At 46.7% G+C, this 23,742-nt stretch carries 22 protein-coding genes; 7 read left to right on the top strand and 15 right to left on the bottom strand.

The annotated features are described in order from the left end of the window. Positions 1 to 113 precede the first annotated feature (113 nt). Positions 114 to 431, top strand: coding sequence for a PilZ domain-containing protein (locus P8H32_RS00830; protein ID WP_297293225.1), 318 nt, complete (start codon positions 114 to 116; stop codon positions 429 to 431). Positions 432 to 491: 60 nt separating this feature from the next. Here the strand turns inward: P8H32_RS00830 and P8H32_RS00825 are convergent, their stop codons facing one another. From P8H32_RS00825 to hrpA, 6 genes are all read right to left on the bottom strand, one after another. Next, on the bottom strand, positions 492 to 1,286 hold the full coding sequence (locus P8H32_RS00825) for a VacJ family lipoprotein (RefSeq protein WP_301088210.1): 795 nt from the start codon (positions 1,284 to 1,286) through the stop codon (positions 492 to 494). A gap of 209 nt (positions 1,287 to 1,495) precedes the next feature. Further along, complete coding sequence (locus P8H32_RS00820) at positions 1,496 to 2,245, bottom strand: DUF2063 domain-containing protein (RefSeq protein WP_301088209.1); 750 nt, start codon at positions 2,243 to 2,245, stop codon at positions 1,496 to 1,498. Position 2,246: 1 nt separating this feature from the next. Next, positions 2,247 to 3,092, bottom strand: a complete 846-nt coding sequence (locus P8H32_RS00815) for a DUF692 domain-containing protein (protein ID WP_301088281.1) — start codon at positions 3,090 to 3,092, stop codon at positions 2,247 to 2,249. Positions 3,093 to 3,272: 180 nt separating this feature from the next. After that, positions 3,273 to 3,605: a hypothetical protein gene (locus P8H32_RS00810; protein ID WP_301088208.1), complete on the bottom strand. Its 333-nt coding sequence runs from the start codon at positions 3,603 to 3,605 to the stop codon at positions 3,273 to 3,275. A gap of 313 nt (positions 3,606 to 3,918) precedes the next feature. Further along, positions 3,919 to 4,827 carry an alpha/beta fold hydrolase gene (locus P8H32_RS00805; RefSeq protein ID WP_301088207.1) on the bottom strand — a complete coding sequence of 303 codons (909 nt, stop codon included), beginning with the start codon at positions 4,825 to 4,827 and terminating at the stop codon, positions 3,919 to 3,921. A gap of 56 nt (positions 4,828 to 4,883) precedes the next feature. Continuing rightward, positions 4,884 to 8,831 carry an ATP-dependent RNA helicase HrpA gene (gene hrpA / locus P8H32_RS00800; protein ID WP_367279132.1) on the bottom strand — a complete coding sequence of 1,316 codons (3,948 nt, stop codon included), beginning with the start codon at positions 8,829 to 8,831 and terminating at the stop codon, positions 4,884 to 4,886. A gap of 190 nt (positions 8,832 to 9,021) precedes the next feature. Here hrpA and P8H32_RS00795 point away from each other — a divergent pair, with 190 nt between their 5' ends. From P8H32_RS00795 to P8H32_RS00775, 5 genes are read left to right on the top strand one after another with little or no spacing between them, the layout of a single operon-like run. Then, complete coding sequence (locus P8H32_RS00795) at positions 9,022 to 9,495, top strand: MaoC/PaaZ C-terminal domain-containing protein (protein WP_297292087.1); 474 nt, start codon at positions 9,022 to 9,024, stop codon at positions 9,493 to 9,495. A 48-nt stretch (positions 9,496 to 9,543) separates the two neighbouring features. Further along, entirely contained in the window at positions 9,544 to 11,610 is a 2,067-nt protein-coding gene (gene mnmC, locus P8H32_RS00790; protein WP_301088206.1) for a bifunctional tRNA (5-methylaminomethyl-2-thiouridine)(34)-methyltransferase MnmD/FAD-dependent 5-carboxymethylaminomethyl-2-thiouridine(34) oxidoreductase MnmC, read from the top strand. Between the two features lie 48 nt (positions 11,611 to 11,658). Further along, positions 11,659 to 11,970 (top strand): late competence development ComFB family protein, encoded by a 312-nt coding sequence (locus tag P8H32_RS00785; RefSeq protein ID WP_297291455.1) that lies wholly within the window; start codon positions 11,659 to 11,661, stop codon positions 11,968 to 11,970. Continuing rightward, positions 11,960 to 12,727, top strand: coding sequence for a glutaminyl-peptide cyclotransferase (locus tag P8H32_RS00780; RefSeq protein WP_297291454.1), 768 nt, complete (start codon positions 11,960 to 11,962; stop codon positions 12,725 to 12,727). The genes P8H32_RS00785 and P8H32_RS00780 overlap by 11 nt, the downstream gene beginning before the upstream one ends. Before the next feature lie 6 nt (positions 12,728 to 12,733). Next, positions 12,734 to 13,333, top strand: coding sequence for a tRNA-uridine aminocarboxypropyltransferase (locus tag P8H32_RS00775; RefSeq protein WP_297291453.1), 600 nt, complete (start codon positions 12,734 to 12,736; stop codon positions 13,331 to 13,333). A 68-nt stretch (positions 13,334 to 13,401) separates the two neighbouring features. Here P8H32_RS00775 and P8H32_RS00770 read toward each other — a convergent pair whose 3' ends face one another. The 3 genes from P8H32_RS00770 to P8H32_RS00760 all read right to left on the bottom strand — a co-directional run bounded on the left by P8H32_RS00770 (position 13,402) and on the right by P8H32_RS00760 (position 19,102). Further along, positions 13,402 to 14,397, bottom strand: a complete 996-nt coding sequence (locus tag P8H32_RS00770) for a rhodanese-related sulfurtransferase (protein ID WP_301088279.1) — start codon at positions 14,395 to 14,397, stop codon at positions 13,402 to 13,404. Between the two features lie 146 nt (positions 14,398 to 14,543). After that, positions 14,544 to 15,602: a Glu/Leu/Phe/Val dehydrogenase dimerization domain-containing protein gene (locus tag P8H32_RS00765; protein WP_301088205.1), complete on the bottom strand. Its 1,059-nt coding sequence runs from the start codon at positions 15,600 to 15,602 to the stop codon at positions 14,544 to 14,546. A 29-nt stretch (positions 15,603 to 15,631) separates the two neighbouring features. After that, complete coding sequence (locus tag P8H32_RS00760) at positions 15,632 to 19,102, bottom strand: indolepyruvate ferredoxin oxidoreductase family protein (protein ID WP_301088204.1); 3,471 nt, start codon at positions 19,100 to 19,102, stop codon at positions 15,632 to 15,634. Between the two features lie 231 nt (positions 19,103 to 19,333). Here P8H32_RS00760 and P8H32_RS00755 point away from each other — a divergent pair, with 231 nt between their 5' ends. Further along, a complete protein-coding gene (locus tag P8H32_RS00755) occupies positions 19,334 to 19,810 on the top strand; it encodes an Lrp/AsnC family transcriptional regulator (RefSeq protein WP_297292388.1) in 477 nt (158 codons plus the stop codon). A 19-nt stretch (positions 19,811 to 19,829) separates the two neighbouring features. Here the strand turns inward: P8H32_RS00755 and fliR are convergent, their stop codons facing one another. Genes fliR through fliM form a run of 6 tightly spaced genes read right to left on the bottom strand, consistent with a single transcriptional unit; the run spans position 19,830 to position 23,697 of the window. Beyond that, positions 19,830 to 20,606 carry a flagellar biosynthetic protein FliR gene (fliR, locus tag P8H32_RS00750; RefSeq protein WP_297292387.1) on the bottom strand — a complete coding sequence of 259 codons (777 nt, stop codon included), beginning with the start codon at positions 20,604 to 20,606 and terminating at the stop codon, positions 19,830 to 19,832. 10 nt (positions 20,607 to 20,616) lie between these two features. Then, a complete protein-coding gene (gene fliQ / locus P8H32_RS00745) occupies positions 20,617 to 20,886 on the bottom strand; it encodes a flagellar biosynthesis protein FliQ (protein ID WP_297292386.1) in 270 nt (89 codons plus the stop codon). Positions 20,887 to 20,900: 14 nt separating this feature from the next. Next, positions 20,901 to 21,707: a flagellar type III secretion system pore protein FliP gene (gene fliP / locus P8H32_RS00740; RefSeq protein WP_297292385.1), complete on the bottom strand. Its 807-nt coding sequence runs from the start codon at positions 21,705 to 21,707 to the stop codon at positions 20,901 to 20,903. Next, positions 21,707 to 22,252: a flagellar biosynthetic protein FliO gene (gene fliO / locus P8H32_RS00735; protein ID WP_301088203.1), complete on the bottom strand. Its 546-nt coding sequence runs from the start codon at positions 22,250 to 22,252 to the stop codon at positions 21,707 to 21,709. The genes fliP and fliO overlap by 1 nt, the downstream gene beginning before the upstream one ends. A gap of 5 nt (positions 22,253 to 22,257) precedes the next feature. Continuing rightward, entirely contained in the window at positions 22,258 to 22,683 is a 426-nt protein-coding gene (fliN, locus tag P8H32_RS00730; RefSeq protein ID WP_297292383.1) for a flagellar motor switch protein FliN, read from the bottom strand. Between the two features lie 45 nt (positions 22,684 to 22,728). Continuing rightward, positions 22,729 to 23,697, bottom strand: coding sequence for a flagellar motor switch protein FliM (gene fliM / locus P8H32_RS00725; protein WP_297292382.1), 969 nt, complete (start codon positions 23,695 to 23,697; stop codon positions 22,729 to 22,731). Between the last annotated feature and the right edge of the window lie 45 nt (positions 23,698 to 23,742).

Raw genomic sequence — 23,742 nt, 5'->3', positions numbered from 1 at the left:
CGCTGACAATGAAAGAAATTTGCCAAAATATAAACCAGTGCTCAATGCTGTGGATTGACGCGGCTTGGCTGTCGTACTATAAATGCAACGGGATATGCGATAAGGGTGTTTTTATGTCGATCAATGAAAAAAACTGTAGTGAGAGAAGCTATAACGAAAAACGCGATTTTATTCGCATGAAGATTAATTCTCAGCTGACGATGCGCCAGAATGGGCAAGACTATGAGGGTATCTGTAAAGACCTGAGTGGTGCGGGTATGTACGTGCGGTCAGAACAGTCTTTTGAGCCAGGGTCTAAATTGGAAGTCTCTATTGCCCAGCAGGGTGAAACCCATCTGCCCTTTAATGCCACCGCAGAAGTATCCAGGATTGAGCCAACAGAGGATGGGCAGTTTAGTATTGGGCTGTCGATTAAAGAAATCCGTGATTAGGTAGGTTGGATTAGCGTAGCGTAATCCGGCAGGGATGGTGGATTTTAATCCACCCGCCCCCTACTCTTCGTTCCAGTCGTCTTCGTCATCCCAGTCTTCTTCACCGAAACTATCCACCACCACACCATCGTTGACCAAATATTCCCGGCGCTGCAAATAGGCGTCGCGAATAAAAGTGTAGCGATCACCGGTAATCAATTCCTCAGCAGCAAATAGCCTTGCTCGATTGTCGATATTCCTCATCAACCATAGTTGATTGCGGGTGGGGATATGGTTGAGATCAGTGACATAGTCACTGTAACTATCGATATAGGCACCCACACCATCACGCAGGGTATAAGAACCAATAATAGGCACGACGATATAGGGACCTGAGCCCATGCCCCAATAACCCAGTGTTTGGCCAAAGTCCTCTTCATGCTTCTCTAAGCCGACCGGTGTGGCCACATCAAATAGCCCCAACAGACCAACCGTGGAGTTTAATAAAAATCGCCCGGCATCCGAGGCAGCCTGGCCAAACTTAAGCTGCAACAGGTCATTAAGGATGGTGGTAATTTCAAACAGGTTGGAAAACATATTACCAATACCGGCTTCCAGCGGGTCAGGGGTAATAAACTGATAGGTTTTGGCTACAGGGGTTAATGCATAGCGGTCGGCGAAATCATTAAAGGCGAAAATCTTGCGGTTGAGTGGCTCCCAGGGGTCCGGGGTGGATAATTCCTGCTCCACTAACTCAACGATATAGGCATTCCACACTTCCCAGAAGCGGGCATCTCCATCCTCTTGCGGAGTTTGAGCTTCGGCGGTGGCGACCGTTGAAAGCAGCAATAATAAAGACAGCAGTAAAGGTAACATGGCCGTTAAGCCCTGCGCCCTGGTCTTGTAAAATACCCCTGTGCCAATCATCTATTCTTTTTATCCGATATTTATAGTCTTATGGACCTGGCAACGGCCCTTTCCCCGCTAAGCAGGCAACAATAATCTAAACAAAACCGAGTTTCCAGTATTCTATGGGCTATAGCCCGAGAAAAAGAGCCGGATTTAACATCAGGAGGGCTATATGATTATTTTGTGCCCAAAATAATATCGAGAGAGAGCAGCTCCTGAAGAATAACCAAGCCACCGGCTACAACTTGTTGCGGCTCGGGATGCTGTATTTCCTGAGCTATTTGCTCCAGAACTTGCTGGCCAGATACCGCCTCGTCTGACTGTAGTAATTCCAGCAGTCTGGCCGTCACCGAATTAGCTTCCATAAAGCCCACCTTATCGTCCCGGTTGCGGTAGACAACAAGGAACGTGGGCTGCTCACCGGGCTGAGTGGGTTGGAACTGCACACCGATTTGGTGCACGGGAAACTGGTAAGCCAGTGACCAGGCCAGGGGCGATACTTCGGGCAAAGCCGTTAGCAAATCCCCTTGCGGGTCACCCTCAAAGTTGGCCAGGTCTTCGTCCGCCACATCCAATGCCAGCTCTACCCATTCATAATGAGCCAGCTCCTGCATAAACACCGGGTCACCAGCTTGCCACTGACGCTGGTTTTGCAAATACAGCAAAAACTCCTGGCTGATTTCCAAAAAGTAAGGAGTATGACACTGGTGATGAACCATAAAATCCCTGACCATGGCATGCCAGGCTTCGTCGTCAACAAGGCTGCGTAATATAGGGAAACCGTTGGCGATAAAGTTTTCAATATTTTTGTAAAACAGGTCCTGATAGATCTTTAGGCGGCGAGGCTCAACCCCTTGAGGTCCAGCCACTTTTTCAGGGTTGCGAATATGGGAGGCCAGTTGGCGCTGCACTGAGTCTAAACTCATCTTACTGTGCCACCTTTTCACTGGGATTAAAGGCGGTTTGATATGAGCGAATCATGTCCACTTCGGCTAATAATTCCTCAACCGCAGGAAAGTTAAAGTCGCGTTCTAACAAGGTGGGTAAGGGGCCACAATGCTGGTAGGCAGCCCTGAGAATATCCCATACCGGGTCAATCACATCGGCACCGTGGGTATCTACCCGTAAATCTTCCGCTTCATCATAATGCCCTGCTATATGAATATAACGGGCTTTGTGTAATGGCAGGCTGGCTAAAAACTGGTAGGGGTCATAGTGGTGATTAATACTGTTCACATAGATATTATTAACATCTAATAATAAATCACAATCTGCCTCCGCCAGCACTGCATTAATAAATTCGCTCTCGGACATCTGCTGGTCCGGCGCACAATAATAAGAGGCATTTTCCAGGGCAATGCGCTGGCCCAAAACATCTTGTACCCGTTTTACCCTGGCAGCTACATGCTTCACCGCTTCTTCAGTAAAGGGAATTGGCATTAAATCGTAAAGATGACCATCGTCACCACAGTAGGTGAGATGCTCAGTGTAAATAGGACAGTGATGCTCATCCATAAACGCTTTGATAGCTTGCAGCAGCTCTTCATCCAACGGGGCTACGCCGCCAATATTGAGGGATAAACCGTGCAGGTGAATAGGATAGCGTTCAGAGAATTGTCGAAATTGTTTTTTGAGCCGACCACCCAGGTTAATCCAGTTTTCTGGAGCGACTTCCATAAAGTCGAGGGCACCGTCGGGTAAATCTGCCAATGGATCCATCAGGGCTCTGCGTAAGCCAAGACCTGCTGTATTGGGTTTTAAAGTTTTATGCATGGAAGAATGATCAATAAACGTCAGTACTAGAACACACGTCATTCCCGCGAAGGCGGGAATCCAGTGCTGTCAATTTCCGCTTTAGCGGAAATAACAGCATAAGCAGGCAGGCTAGATTCCCGCCTTCGCGGGAATGACGATGTTTTCAGGAAATGATAAGCGATAGGTTAAGCATAATGCTTAGCCACCACACTTACCTTCACCACATTTACCTTCTTTGCCAGCCTTATCACCGCCGCATTTACCTTCACCACACTTGCCTTCTTTGTCGGCTTTATCACCGCCGCACTTGCCTTCACCGCACTTGCCTTCTTTGTCGGCTTTATCGCCACCACATTTACCTTCGCCACATTTACCTTCGTGGTCGCCATAGTTGGCCAGATCATAACCGGCATTTAGCTGGGTAGCTGAAAATGGGTTAACGTCAGCAGACGCGATGGGAGCAACTGAAGTTGCAAGGAATGCAGCACCTAAAGCGGCTGCGATTTGGGTTTTGTTTGAGGACTTAGACATAGGGATCTCCAATTGCCCGGGGGTTAAATTAAGTTTGCTGCAGGTCTTAGCCTGTTAGTCCAGCTTCCATCTTAAATAATGTGCAAATAATACATGCACTCCTAGTGTAGCTAGTATCAGCGGTGTCGCCAACAATAAGCGGATTCCCAATGCAGGCAACCACAATTGCTGTGAGGGCTATGACTCAGGTCATACTAACAAGTTCATCATTGATCATAAAATATCAATAAATCTCACTTTCTACGGTGCCAGGGATGATGGTGGATCGCGATCCACCCCACGTAGGGTGAAATATATTCCACCAAAACTATAGCTAGGCCTGCTGCAGCCAGTCTAACAGGAGGGGGAAATGGTCGGTATCGCAGTCTTTATGGCGCACCATATTAAGGTGGTTGTAGTCCCTGGCATTGCCGCCACGGCGACTTAAGACCATTAAACGACCATCATGCGGGCCCAGTTCTTTCATAAATTCCCGCACATCATCCGGGTCGCCATAGGCTTTGTCTGAACTGGCGGCAAAATAGAAACTTGGTGGTAGTTGCTGTTGGCGAATGGCCTCGCCATAGCTAAAACCATCTTCAGCATCAACCCACTGGTCGCTGCTCGACCATCTCAGGTAATCCTGGTAATGGGCCCTGGATTCATTGCTCGCCCCTAGATGCATTTTCTTCGCTGGTATATAACCATTGATTGAGATCAGCAACTTACCCAACTTGCGCCATAGAAAATTGATAAAAAATGTTTTTGCAGAATTGCCGGAAAGGATTTGGCGCCGGGCCGCAAAATGCGCCATTTTTGCCACAGAACACAAGCTATCACCATAGCGAGCATAATAACTGGCCATCAAAACGCTACCCCAACCATGGCCTACCCAAATCTGCGGAATATGGCCTCGCAGCATTTTGATTTTGTGTGCCATCGCAGGGATGTCTTCATTAATCGCTTGATGCGAACCAAAGACCGACGAGGCATTTACCTGCGGCCAGCTTTTACCCTTGCCGCGCATATCCCCCACAAAAACATCATAGCCTTGCCGTGCCAGATAACAGGCAAGACCGGTGCCTTTATCACTAAAGAAAGTACTGCCATCTTGCAGTGTTGAGTGCAACATAAACACAGGAGTACCCAGATTTCTCTTATCCCTATAAAAACGGGTAAGGTGGGCCTGATCCGTCGAGGGCAAAGGTACTGTGATAGATTCGTATTTAAGTTGTTTTTTCATACGGTTTATTTTAGCAGTTATTTTAAAAACGTCATTCCCGCGGGGATGACGTTAATTTAGCTACTGACATCCAGTAAAGAAGTTTTTACTTCCTGCCACATAGCCTTCAAACGCTTCTCTGAAACGGGCTGTAAGGTCCCCAGCTTTTGCGCGAACAGTGAGACTCGGTATTCCTCCAGCAACCAACGAAATGCCAGTAGTTGCTCACTGCGCATTTCAGCATCATGATTATTTTTCCACTGCGCATAAAGGGGTTCACTCAGCTCTCTTAAACCCACCAGCAATTGCTTATCACGTTGAAAATGTCCACGGAGTTTTTCTAACCGTTGATCAATAGCGGTTAGATAGCGTGGATATTGCTGCAGATATTGCCAGGGGGTGTCTTTGATAAAACCCGGTGCAAATAACAGTGATAGCTGCTGTTGTATATCGCCAATGGCCAAAGCCCAGGACAGCTCATTGGCGCTTTTTAATTGTTTACGGATAGCGGTATAGATAGCTGCAATTTCTGAGAGTACTTCAGCGGCACGACTAGCTTCTTCTACCAGATTTTTCTTTTCCGCCTGCAGGCGCTGCTGAAAAGCCTCGTCAGAGCGTGGCAACGGTTTATCGGCAATAAATACACGATGAAACACCGAGAACAACAGGTCATCCAGCCACTCATCTCGCTGCTGGGAAATACCGGCTAATTGCAGGCTAATGGTATTGCCACGGAGTAATTCCTTACGCAGGTATTTTAACTGCTGGGGCATTTGCAACATAAATAGCCGCACCAAACCCCGCTGGCTTTCCAACTCGGCCTGCTCGGGAAAGTCTTTTAGCTCAATCGCAACACTGTTTTTACAATCCACCAAAGCCGGATAGCTGGTGACTGTCACACCCGCCTGGTTAAATTGATATTCCGTGGGCAGCTCGCCAAAATCCCACTGTTTAATATTGTCGGTTTGAAAGCGCTGCTGGGTTTGTTCTTGCAGGGTTTCTGTTACCTGACCTTTAAAATTGGCTAACAGTTTTTCCAGGTTGCGCCCCTGCCCCAACGGTTTTCCATCGGCATCAACGACGCGGTAATTCATGCGGTAGAAATCATCCAGTTGGTCCGGCAACCAGGACTCCATGGGAATAACAACTCCAGCAACCTGCTTTAGTTGGCGCGTTAACACTTCCAGTAAAGGTGAATCATCGGGGCTAATCTGCGCCAATGCCTTGTCGACATATTCAGGTACGGGCACAACCTGCTTGCGCAAATTTTTGGGTAATAGTTTTACCAGCGCAATGCATTTATCCCTGAGCATACCCGGCACCAACCATTCAAAACGATGACGAGGGATTCGGTTAAGCAAACCAATAGGAATGGTAACAGTTACACCGTCAGCCCGGTGGTTAGGTTCAAAGCGATAACTGAGACCAAACACCAAATCACCGACGCTTAACCGGGCGGGAAATTGCATCTCATTGATATGGGCCGCGCCATGTTGCATTAGACGCTCTTTATCAATATATAACAGTTTGGCTTGTTTATGCTCCGCCCCTTTGCGCCACTTTTCAAAGTGTTTCAGGGTGATAACATCCAGGCCAATACGCTCATCGTAAAACTGGAACAGCTGTTGGTCATCCACCAAAATATCCCGGCGGCGGGATTTGGCTTCCAAGTCTTCAATATCCTTAACCAACTGTTGGTTATGGCTAAAAAAAGACGCTTTGCTGGTGGGTAGGGTTTTAGGAATATTGCCTTCTACCAAGCCGGCACGAATTAATATCTCGCGGGAAAGCCTGGGCTCTATAGGCCCGTAATGAACGCGGGTTTTTTCACGAATTATTAAGCCGTAAAGGCTAAGTCGCTCATAGGCCATCACTCTGCCCGCTTTTTGTTGCCAATGGGGTTCGCTATAACTGCGTTTAAACAGGGGGTCGTTAATACCCAATAGCCACTCGGGCTGTATCTGCGCACAGCAACGGGCGTAGACCTGGGAGGTTTCAGCAATTTCAGCGGCGACAATCCATTTGGGATTTTTCTTAAATAAAGCCGAGGCGGGGAAAATACGCAGTTTTCTGTTACGCGCCCCAAGATATTGTCGATCATCATCCAGATTGGCGATATGACTTAACAGGCCAGACAATAAGGCTTTATGCACAGATTCATAATTTGCCGGTTCTTTGTTGAGCTTATATTTTAAGTCGCGGCAAGCCAGGCGTAATTGATGATGAATCTCCCGCCATTCCCGCATCCGCATATAAGCCAAAAACTCACGCTGGCAGAGTTTGCGCAACTGCCCCTGGCTCAGCTCCTGGCGTTTTTCTTCGTAATAATTCCAGAGGTTTACATAGGATAAAAAATCCGATTCTTTATGCCAGAAGCGACGGTGTTTTTCATCGGAGGCCTGTTGTTTGTCTGCGGGTCGTTCTCGTGGATCCTGAATACTCAAGGCACTAACAATCACCAGAATTTCTTCAAGGCAATCCAGTTTTTCCGCAGCAATAATCATCCGCGCTAAACGGGGGTCAACCTGAAAACGGGTTAAAGTTCTGCCGGCGGAGGTAAGCTGGCGTTTTTTATCGACAGCGCCCAGTTCTTCCAATAACTTAAAACCATCACTGATCATGCGATGGTCAGGGGGGTCTACAAAGGGGAATTTATCCACTGCTCCCATGCGCATACCCAGCATTTGCAGAATCACCGAGGCCAGGTTAGTGCGTTTAATTTCAGGGTCGGTAAACTCGGGGCGATTGTTAAAATCCGCTTCTTCATACAGGCGAATACAGACGCCTTCAGCCACACGGCCACAACGCCCCTTTCGCTGGTTGGCGCTGGCCTGTGAAATAGGCTCAATAGGCAGGCGCTGTACTTTGGTGCGGTAACTATAGCGACTAATACGCGCATAGCCCGGGTCAACCACATAGCGAATACCCGGTACTGTTAAAGAGGTCTCTGCCACATTGGTGGCCAGGATAATTCGCCGACCACGACGCCCCGTGATATTAAACACTTTATTTTGTTCGGCATTACTTAGGCGCGCATATAAGGGCAGTATTTCACAGTGCTGCCATGCCCTTTCATCTTTTTGTAATTGGCGTAAGTGCCGGGCAACCTCGCGAATATCCCCTTCACCACTGAGAAAAACTAACACATCACCTTTGGCGCTACCCTCGACACTCATTAACTCGCTGATCGCCATTTCAATACCGGTGATTAAATCACCCTCGGCAGACAGGTCATCTAACGGTCGGTATAAGGTTTCAACAGGATAGGTACGACCTGACACCTCAATAATTGGCGCATCGTTAAAGTGTTTGGAAAAACTTTCCAGATCAATGGTCGCCGAGGTAATAATCACTTTTAAATCCGGACGCTTCGGCAGTAGCTGTTTTAGAAACCCCAATAAAAAATCAATATTTAAACTGCGCTCATGGGCCTCATCAATAATCAGCGTGTCATAGCGATTCAGGTATTTATCCCGCTGGATTTCCGCCAGCAAAATACCATCGGTCATTAATTTAATATGGGAGTTTTCCGAAACATGGTCGGTAAAGCGAACCTGATAACCTACGCCTTCACCTAATGGTGTTTCCAGTTCATCAGCAATTCGCTGCGCCACCGTGCGCGCAGCCAAACGGCGGGGCTGGGTATGGCCGATTAAACCGTTCACACCCCTACCCAGCTCAAGGCAAATCTTTGGTAACTGGGTGGTTTTACCAGAGCCGGTTTCACCCGCAATAACAACCACCTGATGCTGGCTGATAGCTTGGGCAATTTCATCGCGCTTATCAGCAATAGGAAGGTCTGGAAAGTTTATGCTGGGCACTTGCTGCTGACGTTGCTCTACCAGGGCAATGGATTTTGCAATGCGGCTTTGCAGTGATTGCACGGCATCCGTAATCGACTTGCCTTCAGCCAGCTGTTTGTCCAATTGCTGTAATTTTCTCTGCACAGGATGGCGGTCAACCAGCATGCACTGGCTAACCATTGGTGTTAGCTTGTTGAGAATGGAGTGTTGCGATTGGTCCACGAGTACTGATAAACGCCTTAGGGTGAAGGCGACATTATAACGCTAATACAATCAAAACGTCATTCCCGCACACCTGACGCCAACAGCAGCCAACTGGAGCCATAGGCAAAGATGATCCATATTGACTGAGAAAATGGTTTACAATGGCCGCCAAAAATCAGCTTCCATTTAGACAGTATGAGGAATTACCGTGAACACCATTGACAATATTACCTACGACGAAATCAGCATTGGCCAGACCGCGACCTATAGTAAAACCCTGACCGAAGACGATCTGGTGCTATTCGCCACCGTTTCTGGCGACGTTAACCCCGTGCACCTGGATGCGGAGTTTGCCGCCACTACCATGTTTAAAGAGCGTATTGGCCACGGCGCATGGACTGGCTCGATTATTTCCGCAGCACTGGCCCTTGAACTGCCCGGGCCGGGCACGGTTTACCTGGGTCAGAATCTTTCCTTCCGGGCCCCGGTTAAGGTTGGCGACACCATCACTGTTAATCTGGAAGTCACCAATAAGAATGACCGCAAGAACTATGTCACCCTGGATACGGTGGCTATTAATCAGGATGGCACAACCGTTGCCAAAGGCAGCGCTGAGGTTATCGCCCCGACCGAAAAACTATCTTTGCCAAAACCTGAATTACCACCCATTAGCATTGGCTAGTGGGTTATAAGACTTTTAGAATGAACGGTAACAATCTATCTGGACAATATGTCTGAAAAATCACCCTACTATTTACAGACTGCTCGATTAAATTGGCAACAGGACAATGTACCTGAAGCCAAAGACTTCGGCGATATATACTTCCTGTTACAACAAGGTCTGGAAGAAAGCCGCTATGTGTTTTTACAACACAATCAATTACAACAACGCTGGCAACAACTTGAACCCTTTGAACATTTTAGTATTGGTGAAACAGGCTTTGGCACTGGCTTAAATTTTTTGGCGGCCTGGCAACTATGGCAGAAAACTGCTGACCAAACAGCTCAGCTGCATTTCATCTCAGTAGAAAAACATCCCTTAACTTATACTGATTTAGAACGTTCATTATCCGCATGGCCGGAACTGGCCGACTACGCAAAACAACTACTGGCACAGTATCCAACATTAACAGCCGGCCATCACCTACTAAAGTTTGACCATGGTCGTATCAGTCTACATCTCTTACTGGGTGATGGTATTGAAAGCATTGAACAATTACGCAGCAATGACCATCCCCAGTGGCAAACACAAAACCACCCTACTATTGACGCCTGGTTTTTAGATGGATTTTCACCCTCGAAAAATCCCGACCTATGGAATGATCGCTTATATGCCTTAATGGCTGACCTAAGTGGGCCAACAACAACACTGGCCACCTTTACCGCCGTTGGTAGCGTTCGCAGAGGTTTATCCCAACAGGGTTTTGATATTCAAAAAGCCAAAGGCTTTCGAAAACGGGAGATGTTGTTTGGGCAGTTTAATCCCGATAACCGAATGAAAAACCAAACAGCCGCGCAGAAACCAAAAAATAAAAGCATCACTGCACCTTGGTACTTTCGGAAAAAGTCTGCCAGCAACGGCAACCATATTGCCATTATCGGTGGAGGTTTAGCCGGCACCAGCTGCGCTTACGCCTTGGCACGACGCGGCTGCAAAGTAACTCTGGTGGAGCGGGAACAACAACTTGCCTCAGGCGCATCAGGCAATCCACAGGGTATGTTATATACCAAACTCTCTACTGAAGCTGGCACCTTAAATCAGTTTACTTTAAGCAGTTATTTATATGCCTTACGCTTTTATCGGCAATGGCAACAAGAACATAGTATTTCAGCCGACCATGTCGATTTCTGTGGTGTATTGCAATTAGCGATTAATAAAAAAGAGCAGCGTTTAGTACCTTTATTAGAACAAGCTTTTGCCAGTTACCCTGAACTGATTCAATGTGTTGACCCGCAGCAAGCCTCAGAGCTTGCCGGTGTTGATATTGATTTGCCGGGTTGGTTTTTTCCCGGGGCTGGCTGGGTATCGCCGGCTCACTTATGTCAATCGTTAGCCAGTCACCCTAATATTGAAACAGTCTATCATCAGGAAGTCATTAAGCTTGAACAGCAAGATCAGCAATGGCAGTTACTGGGCGGTAATAACACAATACTAGAGGCCGACTCAGTGGTTATTGCCAATAGCCGTGATGCCCTGCAGTTTGAACAAAGCCAATCTGTGCCTGCCAAGGCCATTCGCGGACAAATAACTCTATTAGAAACCTCGGAAGTTAGCTCGAGTTTAAAAACCGTGATTTGCCACGAAGGCTATGTCACCCCAGCTATAAACAATACTCATAATTTAGGTGCCACCTTTGATAATGGCGATACAGATACCAGTACTCGTCTGGAAGACCACCAACGTAATCTCGATAGTCTGCAAAGGATGGTGCCTTCGTTGCTATCCGAACATCAAGCGATTGATGCCAATACACTCTCTGGCAGAGCTGGCTTACGCTGTACCAGCCCGGATTATTTGCCTATCGTAGGTCCCCTGCATAATCAGCAGCAATTTCTCGAAGACTATGCATTACTGCGCAAAAACGCCCATAGTGATATTGCCACGCCCGGTAGCTACTACCCTAACTTGTATATCAATATTGGCCATGGCTCGAGGGGTTTGACCTCAACCCCACTGTGCAGCGAGTTAATCGCGGCCATGATCTGTGCCGAGGCACCACCATTGCCAAGGCATTTAGTAACGGCATTGAATCCCGCCCGCTTTGTCATCAGGGACCTAATTCGCAACAAGCTATAAAAATGCTCTACAATAAGCCGAACCGTCAACCCTGTGTTGGAGATCACTATGTTACTGTCACACGAAAGCCCTTTAGCCATACCTACTGAGCTTGATAGTATTCACAATTACTATGAACGTATGGTATTTACCGCTCTGCGGGAAAAAATACCTAATCGCTTTGGCAGTAATGATTATACCGCCGATATTGCCTGTGTAGCGCTTAATAATTTACCCCCACGATATATTCGACACGATGTAGATATGGCTTTTTATCTGTCGCCCAACGAGCGTCAGGAAATGGTGGATAAAGTCGATAAAGCCGTCACTCAAGCAATTAAGTTCGTTGATAGCAGTAACAAAGCATACGATGCAGGCTAAGACGTCAAGCTTCCTGTTTAGCTTATTAATTTGCGCTAGTAGCTTCGCCGCCCAGCCGGTTATTGAATACCAATATCAAGTGGTTGAGCGTTTTCAACATGACCCCGACTTGTTTACTCAAGGTTTGGAATACCACCATGGTATTCTCTATGAAAGTGCTGGCCGCTATGGCCAATCTCGAGTAATCACCCGAACTCTGGACAAACTCCAACCCATTCAAAACCACCACCTTAACAAACGTTTTTTTGCCGAAGGTATTACCTTACTCAACCAACAGCTCTATCAACTAACCTGGCAATCACAGCAAGGCTTTATTTATAACCCCAAAACCTTAAAACCCAGCGGGCAATTTACTATTAACGGTGAAGGCTGGGGCTTAACCAATAATGGCAAAGTATTAATTGTCAGCAATGGCTCTTCACAACTTCAGTTTATCGACCCGGAAAACTTTAAGCTTCTGCGTAGCATTACGGTTCGCGTTGAAAATACTGCGGTCAATAACATCAATGAACTCGAATGGATTGACGGTTTAATCTATGCCAATATCTGGCATAGCCAATGGATTATTATGATTGATCCAGATAATGGTCAAGTGGTGGGAAAAGTCTTCTTAAAAGATTTATTGCCTAAAAATCAGCGCAGCCAAAAAACCGATGCGCTAAATGGTATTGCCTACGACAAAGAGAATAAACGTTTGTTGGTCACAGGAAAATACTGGCCGACTCTTTTCCATATTAGCCTTTCACCCAAACCTTAATTAGTTATGCCAAGAACTATATGCCAGCACTGTTTACGTCCACCCAGGGTTTGTTACTGCCATACTTTAACAAGCATCTCCAATGAGTGGCCGGTTTATATTCTGCAACACCCCAGAGAAGCCAGCCATGCTATTGGTACGGCCCGTATTGCCCAGCTGAGTTTAAAAAATTGCCAGACGGTAATTGCAACAACACCTGAAGAGGACAAAGACTTTGCAGAAAAAATAAGGCAAACACGACCATGGCTGGTTTACCCCGGTGAACAAAGCCAGCCCGTTGCTGAAGTTGGCCAACAAGCTATTCGACCGTTGTTATTTTTAGATGGCAGCTGGAGAAAAACCCGCAGGATGCTGCATGAATCCACACTATTGGCCAACCTGCCCCGCATCAGCATGCCCATGCCGGTATCCCGCTACAAAATACGCAAGGAACCCGTACCGGAAGCGGTTTCTACCGTTGAAGCTATTAGTGAAGTGTTAGCAACCCTGGAACAGAACAATAAAAAGTATCAGCCGCTATTGAACACGATGGATTGGATGATTGCGCAACAAATAGAACAGATGGGACAGACAACTTACCAGAACAATTATCTGGATGAAAATTAGTCGTCAAGTATCTTGGTGGATTCTTCAGCAAGCACTGCAAAGGTTCAGCATTAACAACCATAACTTTACTATTCGCAACCAGGCCGGCTTTGTTGGCGTTGCTGTTCAAGTATTTTTGCTTTGACTTCGCGCTTTTTTTGTAACTGGTCAACCACCTCGGAGCCCATATGGGCCTCGCCACGCTGGCTGGCTAAACACATTTGCTTTTCACGCTCACTAAAACGCTGGCGCTGCTGTTCACTCAGCTTGTCATAGCAGGAAGGACAGCTAACCCCCTGTTGATACTTATCACTTCGCTTATCGTCTTCGGTAATCGGTAAACGACAGGCATGGCACTGGTCGTAATTACCTTTTTCTAATTGGTGATTAACGGTTACACGATCATCAAACACAAAACACTCACCATCCCACAGAGTATTTTCTTCCGGCACTTCTTCCAGATATTTTAGAATACCGCCCTTAAGATGATAAACCTCATCAAAGCCCTGCTCTTTTAAATAAGCTGTCGACTTTTCACAGCGAATACCGCCGGTGCAAAACATCGCGACCTTTTTGTGTTTCTCGGGGTCGAGATTGTCTTTAACGTATTGTGGAAATTCACGAAAGGTTTCAGTGTTTGGATTTAAGGCATTTTTAAATGTGCCTACCTGTACTTCGTAATCGTTGCGTGTATCTACCAGCACAACATCAGGGTCACTAATTAGATCATTCCAATCCTTGGGTTCTATATAAGTTCCCACCACTTCTTTGGGGTCGATACCTTCAACACCCATGGTAACGATTTCTTTTTTCAGTTTTACTTTGGTGCGCAGGAATGGCCGTTTGGTAGTGGTTGATTCCTTACAATCAATATCATTTAAGCCGGGCTGCTCATGCAACCATGCCAGTAATTGATCTATACCCTCGCGGGAACCGGCTACGGTGCCGTTAATGCCCTCCTGGGCTAATAGTAAAGTGCCGCAGATATTCAGCTGCTTCATGGCATTTAACAGGGGGTCGCGCAGGGCTTCATAGTTACCCAAACGGACAAATTTATACATCGCACAGACGACATAGGGGTCGATAGACATGGTGGCTTCCTCAGCTAGCCGGAACGTAAATCCGGTGCGTTAATTTCAGCGAGGATTATAGGGAATATAGAGCACTCTGTCCTGCCTGATTTATGGCAGTTTTGAGCTAAATCAATCACGGCATCGGCATCATTGAGATTTCAGGCGCTCATTTCTTTAACATCACCGGCCAATATCTCTTCGGCCAACTCATCAGCAATACGACTGGTAGCACTACCTGTTTGATCTGCGCGAGTAAAAATAGTTTTCAAGGTATCGCCAATACGTTCAACATGGGCATCCACTTTTTTCCTGTCGCGAATACCCTGGGTTTGATAATAGACATCAATAATACCGCCGGCGTTAACCACATAGTCCGGGGCATACAAAATTCCTTTCTGTTTTAAGGCATCTCCCATATCTGCAGTTGCCAATTGGTTATTGGCGGCACCGGCTATGACTTTGGCCTTAATGCTTTCAATACTGTTTATATTAATGGCACCACCTAATGCACAGGGTGCTAACACATCCACATCGGCGCTTAAAATATCTTCAAGGGGTAATTCAATCACCCCAAGCTGATTAACAGCCCGCTGGATATTGGCGGGGTTAATATCCGCCGCATAAACCGTTGCACCGGACTCAACCAGTTGGCGGGCCAGATGAAAGCCCACATTGCCAATACCCTGCAAAGCAATACGCACACCCTTTAAGTCGCTCTTAAATTTGTGCGCAACCGAGGCCACCACACCCCGGTAAACACCATAGGCCGTAATAGGAGAAGGATCACCACCATGTTCCTCACCACTAATTACTCCAGATACATAAGGGGTTTTTTCTCCCATGACAGCCATGTCCGCAACACCTGTGCCCGAGTCTTCTGCAGTAATATAGGTACCGCTTAAGCTATTAATAAACCCCCCCATGGCCAATAGCAGTTGACGAGATTTATCTTGCTGTGGATTACCGATAATCACTGACTTGCCACCACCGAGTGCAATACCTGCCAGCGCAGACTTATAAGTCATACCCCGTGATAAACGCAAAACATCACTCAAGGCTTCACTATTAGATGTATAAGAGAACATACGACAACCACCCAGCGCAGGGCCCAGGGTAGAATTATGTACTGCAATAATGGCTTTTAATCCTGAAGCCTGGTCATCTTTAAAGGCGACTAATTCGTGGTGATCAAAGTCCGGGTGATCAAAAACATTCATAGCTCTTTCTCGGTAGTAAGGGTTTAGGTTTAGGCAGCCACAGCAAGCACATCAATAATCTCACCGCGCAGCTGTTTTAGCAGGGTTAATTTACGTTCGGATAAAGCCTCAACATGCCGAGCTTTAATATGACCATAGCCGCGAATATGTTCAGGCATCAAAGCTAGCTCTATCGCCACTTCATAATTTTTGGGTGATAGCTTTTCGGTGATCTCTGTAATCAGCGCGTTGTATTCATCCAGTAGTTCTTTTTCCAGCTTGCGGTCTGCTGAGTAAGCAAATACATCAAAAGCCGTACCACGAAGGAATTTAAACTTGGCCAGGACTTTAAAACCCGCCATTAATAGCTGAGGAAATTTACGCTTAAGCGGCAGGCCGGTATCGGAATCTTTTTTTGCCAAACCTGGTGGTGCCAGGTGGAACTGTAGCTGGTAATCACCTTCAAACTGCTGCTGAATAAGCTGCTGAAAATCACCATTGCTATAGAGTCTGGCAACTTCATATTCATCTTTATAGGCCATTAATTTGTAGAGATGTTTGGCTACCGCTTTGGCTAAGCGGCCATCATTGTTCTCTATGGTTTTTCGCTCGATCTCTTGTACCTGGGTAACAATGTGTTTGTAGCGCTCCGCATAAGCACTGTTTTGGTAACCCGTCAGGCGGCGGCTACGGTCGGCAATAATATCTTTGATGTTTGACAAGGGTTTAAAGGCTGGTTGGATTTCAGCGCAGCTTAGTACTTGTTCTAAATCAACCACGGCACGGCGGCCCCATAGAAATGCTTTTTTATTGAAGTCGACGGCAACCCCATTTAATTCAATCGCTTGCTCTAAGGCATCTACCGTTACTGGAACATAACCCTGCTGACAGGCATAGCCGAGTAAAAATAAATTACTGGCAATAGAATCCCCAAAGAGTTGTGTAGCAATTGCTGTAGCATTGATAAAACCGGTCTTAGTGTCTCCCACTTCTTCGAGAATCGATTTTTTCATATCATCGGAAGTAAAGCGTAGATCAGGGTCGGTAATAAATTCAGCGGTCATTGATTGGTGATCGTTGATAATGGCATAGGAGCGATCGACATTGACCTTGGCCAAAGCTTCGTCACCGGCACTAACTACTAAGTCACAACCCAATAATAAATCGGCATCGCCAGCGGGTACCCGCACTGAATTTATCGCTTGCTGACTTTTGCCAACACGAACATGGCTCACCACAGCTCCAAACTTTTGTGCCAAACCGGTTTGGTTCATCGTGGCGCAGCCTTTTCCTTCGATATGGGCAGCCATGGCGACCAACGCGGCAATGGTTAATACACCCGTGCCGCCAATACCGGTAACAATAATATTCCAGGGTTGGTCATCAATCGGGGCAACAGCTGGTACAGGTAGTTCTGTGAAGTTGTTAGGTTTTTCAGCCAAGGTGCTTTTCTTGAGACTGCCACCTACTACGGTAACAAAACTGGGGCAGAAACCTTTGACGCAGGAATAATCTTTGTTACAGGCACTTTGGTCAATTTCACGCTTACGGCCTAACTCGGTTTCCAGCGGTGTTACCGACAAACAATTAGATTGAATGCTGCAATCACCGCAGCCTTCACAGACTTCGGGGTTAATCATGACGCGTTTTGGTGGATCAACCATTAAACCCTTTTTACGGCGGCGGCGTTTTTCGGCGGCGCAGGTCTGTTGGTAAATTAAAATTGTGGTGCCGGGAATTTCACGCAGCTCTTTTTCAATACTGATCAGATCATCACGGTGATCCAAACTAAAGCCATCAAACCGTTCTAACCCTTTATGGTCTTCAGGGTAATCTGATACCAGCGCAATACGTTCAATACCTTCTCCACGAAGTTGCAATATCAACCTATCCAACGATAAGGGGCCATCAACAGGCTGACCGCCGGTCATAGCGACCGCATCATTGTAGAGAATTTTATAAGTGACATTAACGTTGGCGGCCACCGCCTGTCGAATAGCTAATAAACCGGAGTGGAAGTAGGTGCCGTCGCCAAGGTTTTGAAAAACATGTTTGGTATTGGTAAACGGTGCCTGCCCTACCCAGCTCACCCCTTCGCCACCCATTTGCGTAAAGGTATCGGCGCGACGATCGCCCTTTTCCCAGGTGCCCATATAGTGACAACCAATACCACCTAAAGCACGACTGCCTTCCGGTACACGGGTAGAACTGCTATGGGGACAGCCTGAACAGTAATGCGGGATGCGCTCTAACAGTTTGCGTGGTTGCGCCAAAGACCGCTCTTTTTGGTCATAAAAGGCTAAACGCTTATCGATAATATCGTCCTGATAAAAGCCCGCCAAACGCGCAGCAATCACACGGGCCACCATCGCCGGTGTTAATTCACCCTGGTTGGGTAGTAGATCATTGCCCTGCTCGTCAAACTCACCTATCACCTGCGGGCGGCGCTCTAAAGGCCAGTTATATAACTGACTGGTTAACTGGTCTTCAAGAATTGAACGCTTTTCTTCTACCACCAGAATTTCTTCCAGTCCATCTGCAAATTCATGGGTGCCTACGGGTTCAAGCGGCCAACTCATACCGACTTTAAAAATACGCAGGCCAATAGCGCGGGCTTTTTCTTCATTAATCCCTAAATCTTCCAGCGCCTGCATCACATCAAGGTAAGCTTTACCGGTAGTCATAATGCCTAACCGTGGTTTATCGCTATCAATCACAACTTTGTTAAGGCCATTAACACGGGCAAATTCACGGGCCGCATAAATTTTATATTTATTCAGCCTTTGCTCTTGGGCTAAAGGCTTATCAGGCCAGCGGGCATGGACACCGTCTGCTGGCATTTTAAAATCGTCAGGGATAACAATATTGACGCGGTTGGGATCAACTTCGGCAGAAATGGCGGAGTCCATATTATCGGTAATCGCTTTCATACCCACCCATGAACCACAAAAACGAGAGAGTTCCCAACCATAGACACCGAGGTCTAACACTTCTTGTACATTGGCAGGATTTAGAACGGGGATGGAAGCACCAATAAACATATGTTCGGATTGGTGTGGAAGGGTTGAAGATTTACTGGCGTGGTCATCACCGGCAATGGCCAATACGCCACCAAATTTTGACGTACCGGCGGCGTTGGCATGTTTGATCACATCCATACTGCGATCAAGGCCGGGCCCTTTGCCATACCACATACCAAAAACGCCATCGTATTTGGCGCCCTCAAAAATATTAACTTGTTGGCTTCCCCAAACAGCGGTGGCGGCTAAGTCTTCGTTAATCCCTGCCTGAAAGGTAATATTGTGCTTGTCGAGAAATTTCTGTGCCTTCCACATCGCCTGATCAACCGTACCCAAAGGCGAACCGCGATAACCGGAGATAAAAGCGGCAGTATTCAGGCCGCGATCAACATCCCGCTGGTGCTGCAATATCGGCAGTAGCACCAGCGCTTCTATACCTGTCATATAGGCGCGCTTTGACCTCAAGGTGTACTTATCGTCCAGCGATATCTTTACCGACATTCCTTCCCCTCACAATGCGTGTCTAACTTGTGCATCTAACTGATAAATTAAGGTGTGTTTATGGGGGGAATCATAGCTATTTGGGGGGAGAATTTTTATTCTAATAAAACCTGTTAATAGTGATATTGTGAAATAACTATCCTACTTTTTATATTTAATTGAATAATTCTTCTGCTTGTAACTCATATAGCGTCTACAATAGACTTATGATATTTTTAAGAGTATTCCGTTATGAGCACCGAACTTAGCCCTCAGGACATCCGCATTCTCAACCTATTGCAGCAGGACGCCAGCCTGACCACCCAGGAAATTGCCGACCGCATCAATATGTCTCAATCCCCCTGCTGGCGGCGTATCAGCCGGCTAGAGGAACAGGGCTTAATCAACCGTAAAGTCGCGGTGCTGGACCGGGAAAAGCTGGGTATGGATATTGTAGTGTTTGCCACCGTTAGTCTCTCAACCCAGGGTAGAAAAAATCTGCAGGATTTTGAAGAAGAGGTGAAGTTATTGCCGGAAGTCACGGAGTGCTACACCATGACCGGGATGTGGGATTTTATGTTAAAAATTGTCGCCAGGGATATTCGCCACTATGAAACGTTTGTACGGGAGTACCTGGTCAATTTAAATCATATCGGCGAAGTGCATTCCCATGTTGCTGTAACGGAAATCAAGAACACAACGGCACTGCCCCTGGAGACGCAACTGTAAACACATTTTTTGCCTGGTATTATGGGGTGACTAAAAATGCCATTAAATCGAGCGCCTCTCGGGTAAAGCGATCAAATAAAGGGACATAGCCCTGCAAAATAATATAAATAATAATCAGGCCAATAATCAGCATAGAGGGGAAACCCAGGGCGAAAATATTTAGCTGGGGGGCCGCACGGGTAACAATACCCAGTGAATAGTTAATAACCATCAGGGAAGCTATGGCGGGTAAGGCCAGCAACAAGGCACTGCTAAACATCCAGGTCGCCCTGCCCGCCAGTTCCAGTAACATATTGTCACTAATAAACAGCCCACCCACCGGTAGCGCATAAAAACTTTCTACTAAAATTTCTATCATGGCCAAATGGCCATTCATCAAAACAAACAGCAAGGTCACTAACATTAAATGAAATTGGGATAATACAGTTACCGTTACGCCATTACTGGGGTCAACCATAGAAGCAAAACCCAGCGCCATATGCATTGCAATAATCTGTCCTGCTACGACAAATAACTGCAGCAGTAATTGCATGGAAAAGCCCATTGCGATACCAATTAATAATTGCTGGGCTACTGCGATAAAGGAAGGAATCGACAATGCATCCATCTCTGGCATCGCCGGCAGATTAGGCACCAGGATCATAGTGACCAGAAAGGCTAAGACGATCCGGACTCTGGCTGGGACTAGTTGGGTACCAAAAATGGGAGCCGCTAAAAAAAAACCACCGATACGAAAAAACGGCCACAGAACAGAGCTGATCCAACCACTGATTAACGCGCTATCTATGGCGAACATAGTATCACCATTAACCAATCAGCAACGGTAAACTGGTTACCAGCCTGTTAGTAAACTCCATCATTTCATTAAGAATAAAGGGTCCAAAAATAATCAGCATAAAAATAGTCGTCAACAGGCGAGGTAAAAAACTTAAGGTCTGCTCATTAATTTGAGTCGCTGCCTGGAAAATACTAATAACAAGACCCACTAATAAACTGGGTACCACCATCAGGCAAACAATAAGAATAACCAGCAACATCGCTTCGCGAAATAAATCAACAACGGTATCTGGCGTCATCGCACATTACCTCGTCAATAACCATAGCTTGCAGCGAGCGTACCAATGATCATAGCCCAACCATCAACCAGTACGAACATCATTATTTTGAAAGGCAGTGAAATAATGATAGGCGACAACATCATCATCCCCATGGCCATCAACACACTGGCCACTACCAAATCGATCACCATAAAAGGAATAAATAACACGAACCCCATTTGGAAAGCGGTTTTCAATTCACTGGTAAGAAACGCCGGAGCCAATACAAAAAACGGTGTGTCTTTTGGCGTTGCAACATCCTCGGTGTTGGATATGCGCATAAACAATTCCAAATCAGTTTCACGGGTTTGTGACAACATAAATTTATGGAACGGCCTGGATGCGGCCTCTATCGCTTCCAGTGAACCTATCTGCTCATTCATATAAGGCTGCACAGCGGTTTCGTTAGCCTCTTCCAATACCGGCAACATAATAAAAATAGTGAGAAAAATGGAAAGCCCGATAATAATCTGGTTTGATGGTGTGCTCTGCAAACCTATAGCCTGGCGTAAAATAGCGAAAACAATAATTACCCGAGTAAAAGCTGTCATCATCATCAAGACTGACGGCAACAGCGTCAGTACGGTCATAATGGCAAGGATCTGGATGGTTACCGTGTAATCCTGGCCGCCGCTGGCATTGTTGGTTACGGTCATGGCTGGAATACCAGGGGCAACTTTAGCAGCGACATTGGTAATGGATTCTGCCGTAGCTGTAATAGAGCCATCGGCCTGCCCCCAGGCGAATGACATAGGCAACAAAAGTAACAACAGCAGGGAAAGTCTTTTTAGCGATAACATTAAGCCGACCCTCCCGATTTATTATTTTGTAATAGGTTTTTAATCGTCGAGGAAAAATCCCCTTCGCCTGCCTGGGTACCCGTGCGTTTAATAACAGGCTCATCAAAACTCTGCAGATGTGAAACACGCCCGGGGGCAACACCCAGTAACACTTGCTTATCACCAACATCCACCAATACCACTTTTTCCCTGCCACCCAGGGATAACACCGCGCTAACTTTCATCGCCTGCCCGCCCATCATCGGCACACCGCCAACACGGCGAATTAACCAGCCGATAGTAATGATCAGGAAGACAATCAGTACCAGACCGGCAATAGCGGTTACCGGGTCAGCATTGACAACCCCGGAACCTATAGCAGGCTGCTTAGTGTTGTCGGAAGATGCGCCGTCTTTAACAGCTTGTTGGGTGAACACTTCAGGATAGGCGGGGGCAGTTTTTTCGACGGACTGGGTATTATCTTCCGCCGACACAGGATGAATAATAAAAGCTAGTAGGAAAAACATTGCCGCCCATAGCTGGCGGCATCCCTGGCTGCACCACATAATAGTTACCGCAGTTTTTTAATACGTTCTGAAGGACTGATAACGTCCGTCATTCGAATACCAAACTTTTCATTAACCACGACCACTTCTCCGTGGGCGATTAATGTGCCGTTGACCAGTACATCCAGCGGCTCACCGGCAAGGCGATCCAGCTCAATGACTGAGCCTTGATTAAGCTGTAATAGATTGCGAATGCTGATTTCGGTATTGCCCACTTCCATGGAAATACTGACCGGGATATCCATAATCACATCCAGGTCAGGCGCACCTTCTGCAGCAGCTGCCGGTGTTGCAGCAAACTCATCCATAGGTGCAGGTTGCACATCGGCATCTACATCATCCTTGCCGCCTTCATCGCCCTGCTCTGACATTGCTGCAGCCCAGTCATCCGCCATTGCGTCCTGATCTGTATTTTCGCTATCTTCACTCATGTTTCGCCCCTACTCACTACAACTCACTATTTAACAACGGATACTTTATGTATTGCTACGATCAATTTTATCAACAACCTGTAAGGCCAAATTACCCTTTGACTGCCCTAACCTGGCATCTAACATCGGTACACCATTGGCTGATACCATAAACTTTTCTGGCATATCAACCGGAATCACATCGCCTTCCTGCAACTCAAGAATATCGCGCAAGGTAATTTCTTTTTCTACCAGCGTGCAATCCAGATTAACGGTTGCACTCATAATTTCTTCACGTAAAGAGGTCAGCCAGCGCTCATCCACATCATCCACATCGGTTTGTAAACCGGCATCCAGGGTTTCGCGAATCGGTTCGATCATGGAGTACGGCAAGGTGATATGCATATCCCCACCACCGCCATCCAGTTCGACATGGAAAGTACTGACAATTACCACTTCGCTGGGGCTGACAATATTCGCCATCGATGGATTAACTTCGGCATTTACAAATTCGAAATCGATGGGCAGTATCGCTTTCCAGGCTTCCCTCAGGTCGACAAAAGCGTCCTGCAATACCATTTCAACAACGCGCAATTCGGTAGGGGTAAATTCACGACCTTCGATTTTTGCGTGACGGCCATCGCCACCGAAAAAGTTATCTACCAACTTAAAAACCAATTTGGCATCAAGAATAATCAAACCTGTGCCGCGCAATGGGCGCAGTTTAATCATATTTAAACTGGTGGGAACATAGAGGGTATGAACGTATTCACCAAACTTTTGAATTTGAATACCACCCACGGCGACATCGGCAGTGCGGCGCAATAAATTAAACAGGCTAATACGGGTATAACGGGCAAAACGCTCATTGACCATTTCCAGGGTCGGCATGCGACCACGGACAATACGGTCCTGGCTGGTAAGGTCGTAAGATTGCGCACTGCCATCTTCGACATCGGATTCGGTATCGACATCGCCTTCGTCAACACCATGTAATAAGGCGTCGATTTCGTCTTGAGATAACAGATCTTGCACGTTAAGTGATTAACCTCTTCAATGATTACTATGTTTTACTATGAC

It is taken from the genome of Oceanicoccus sp. (assembly GCF_029238675.1).
GTDB lineage: Bacteria > Pseudomonadota > Gammaproteobacteria > Pseudomonadales > Dasaniaceae > Oceanicoccus.
This window is presented reverse-complemented; position numbering and strand designations above follow the sequence as displayed.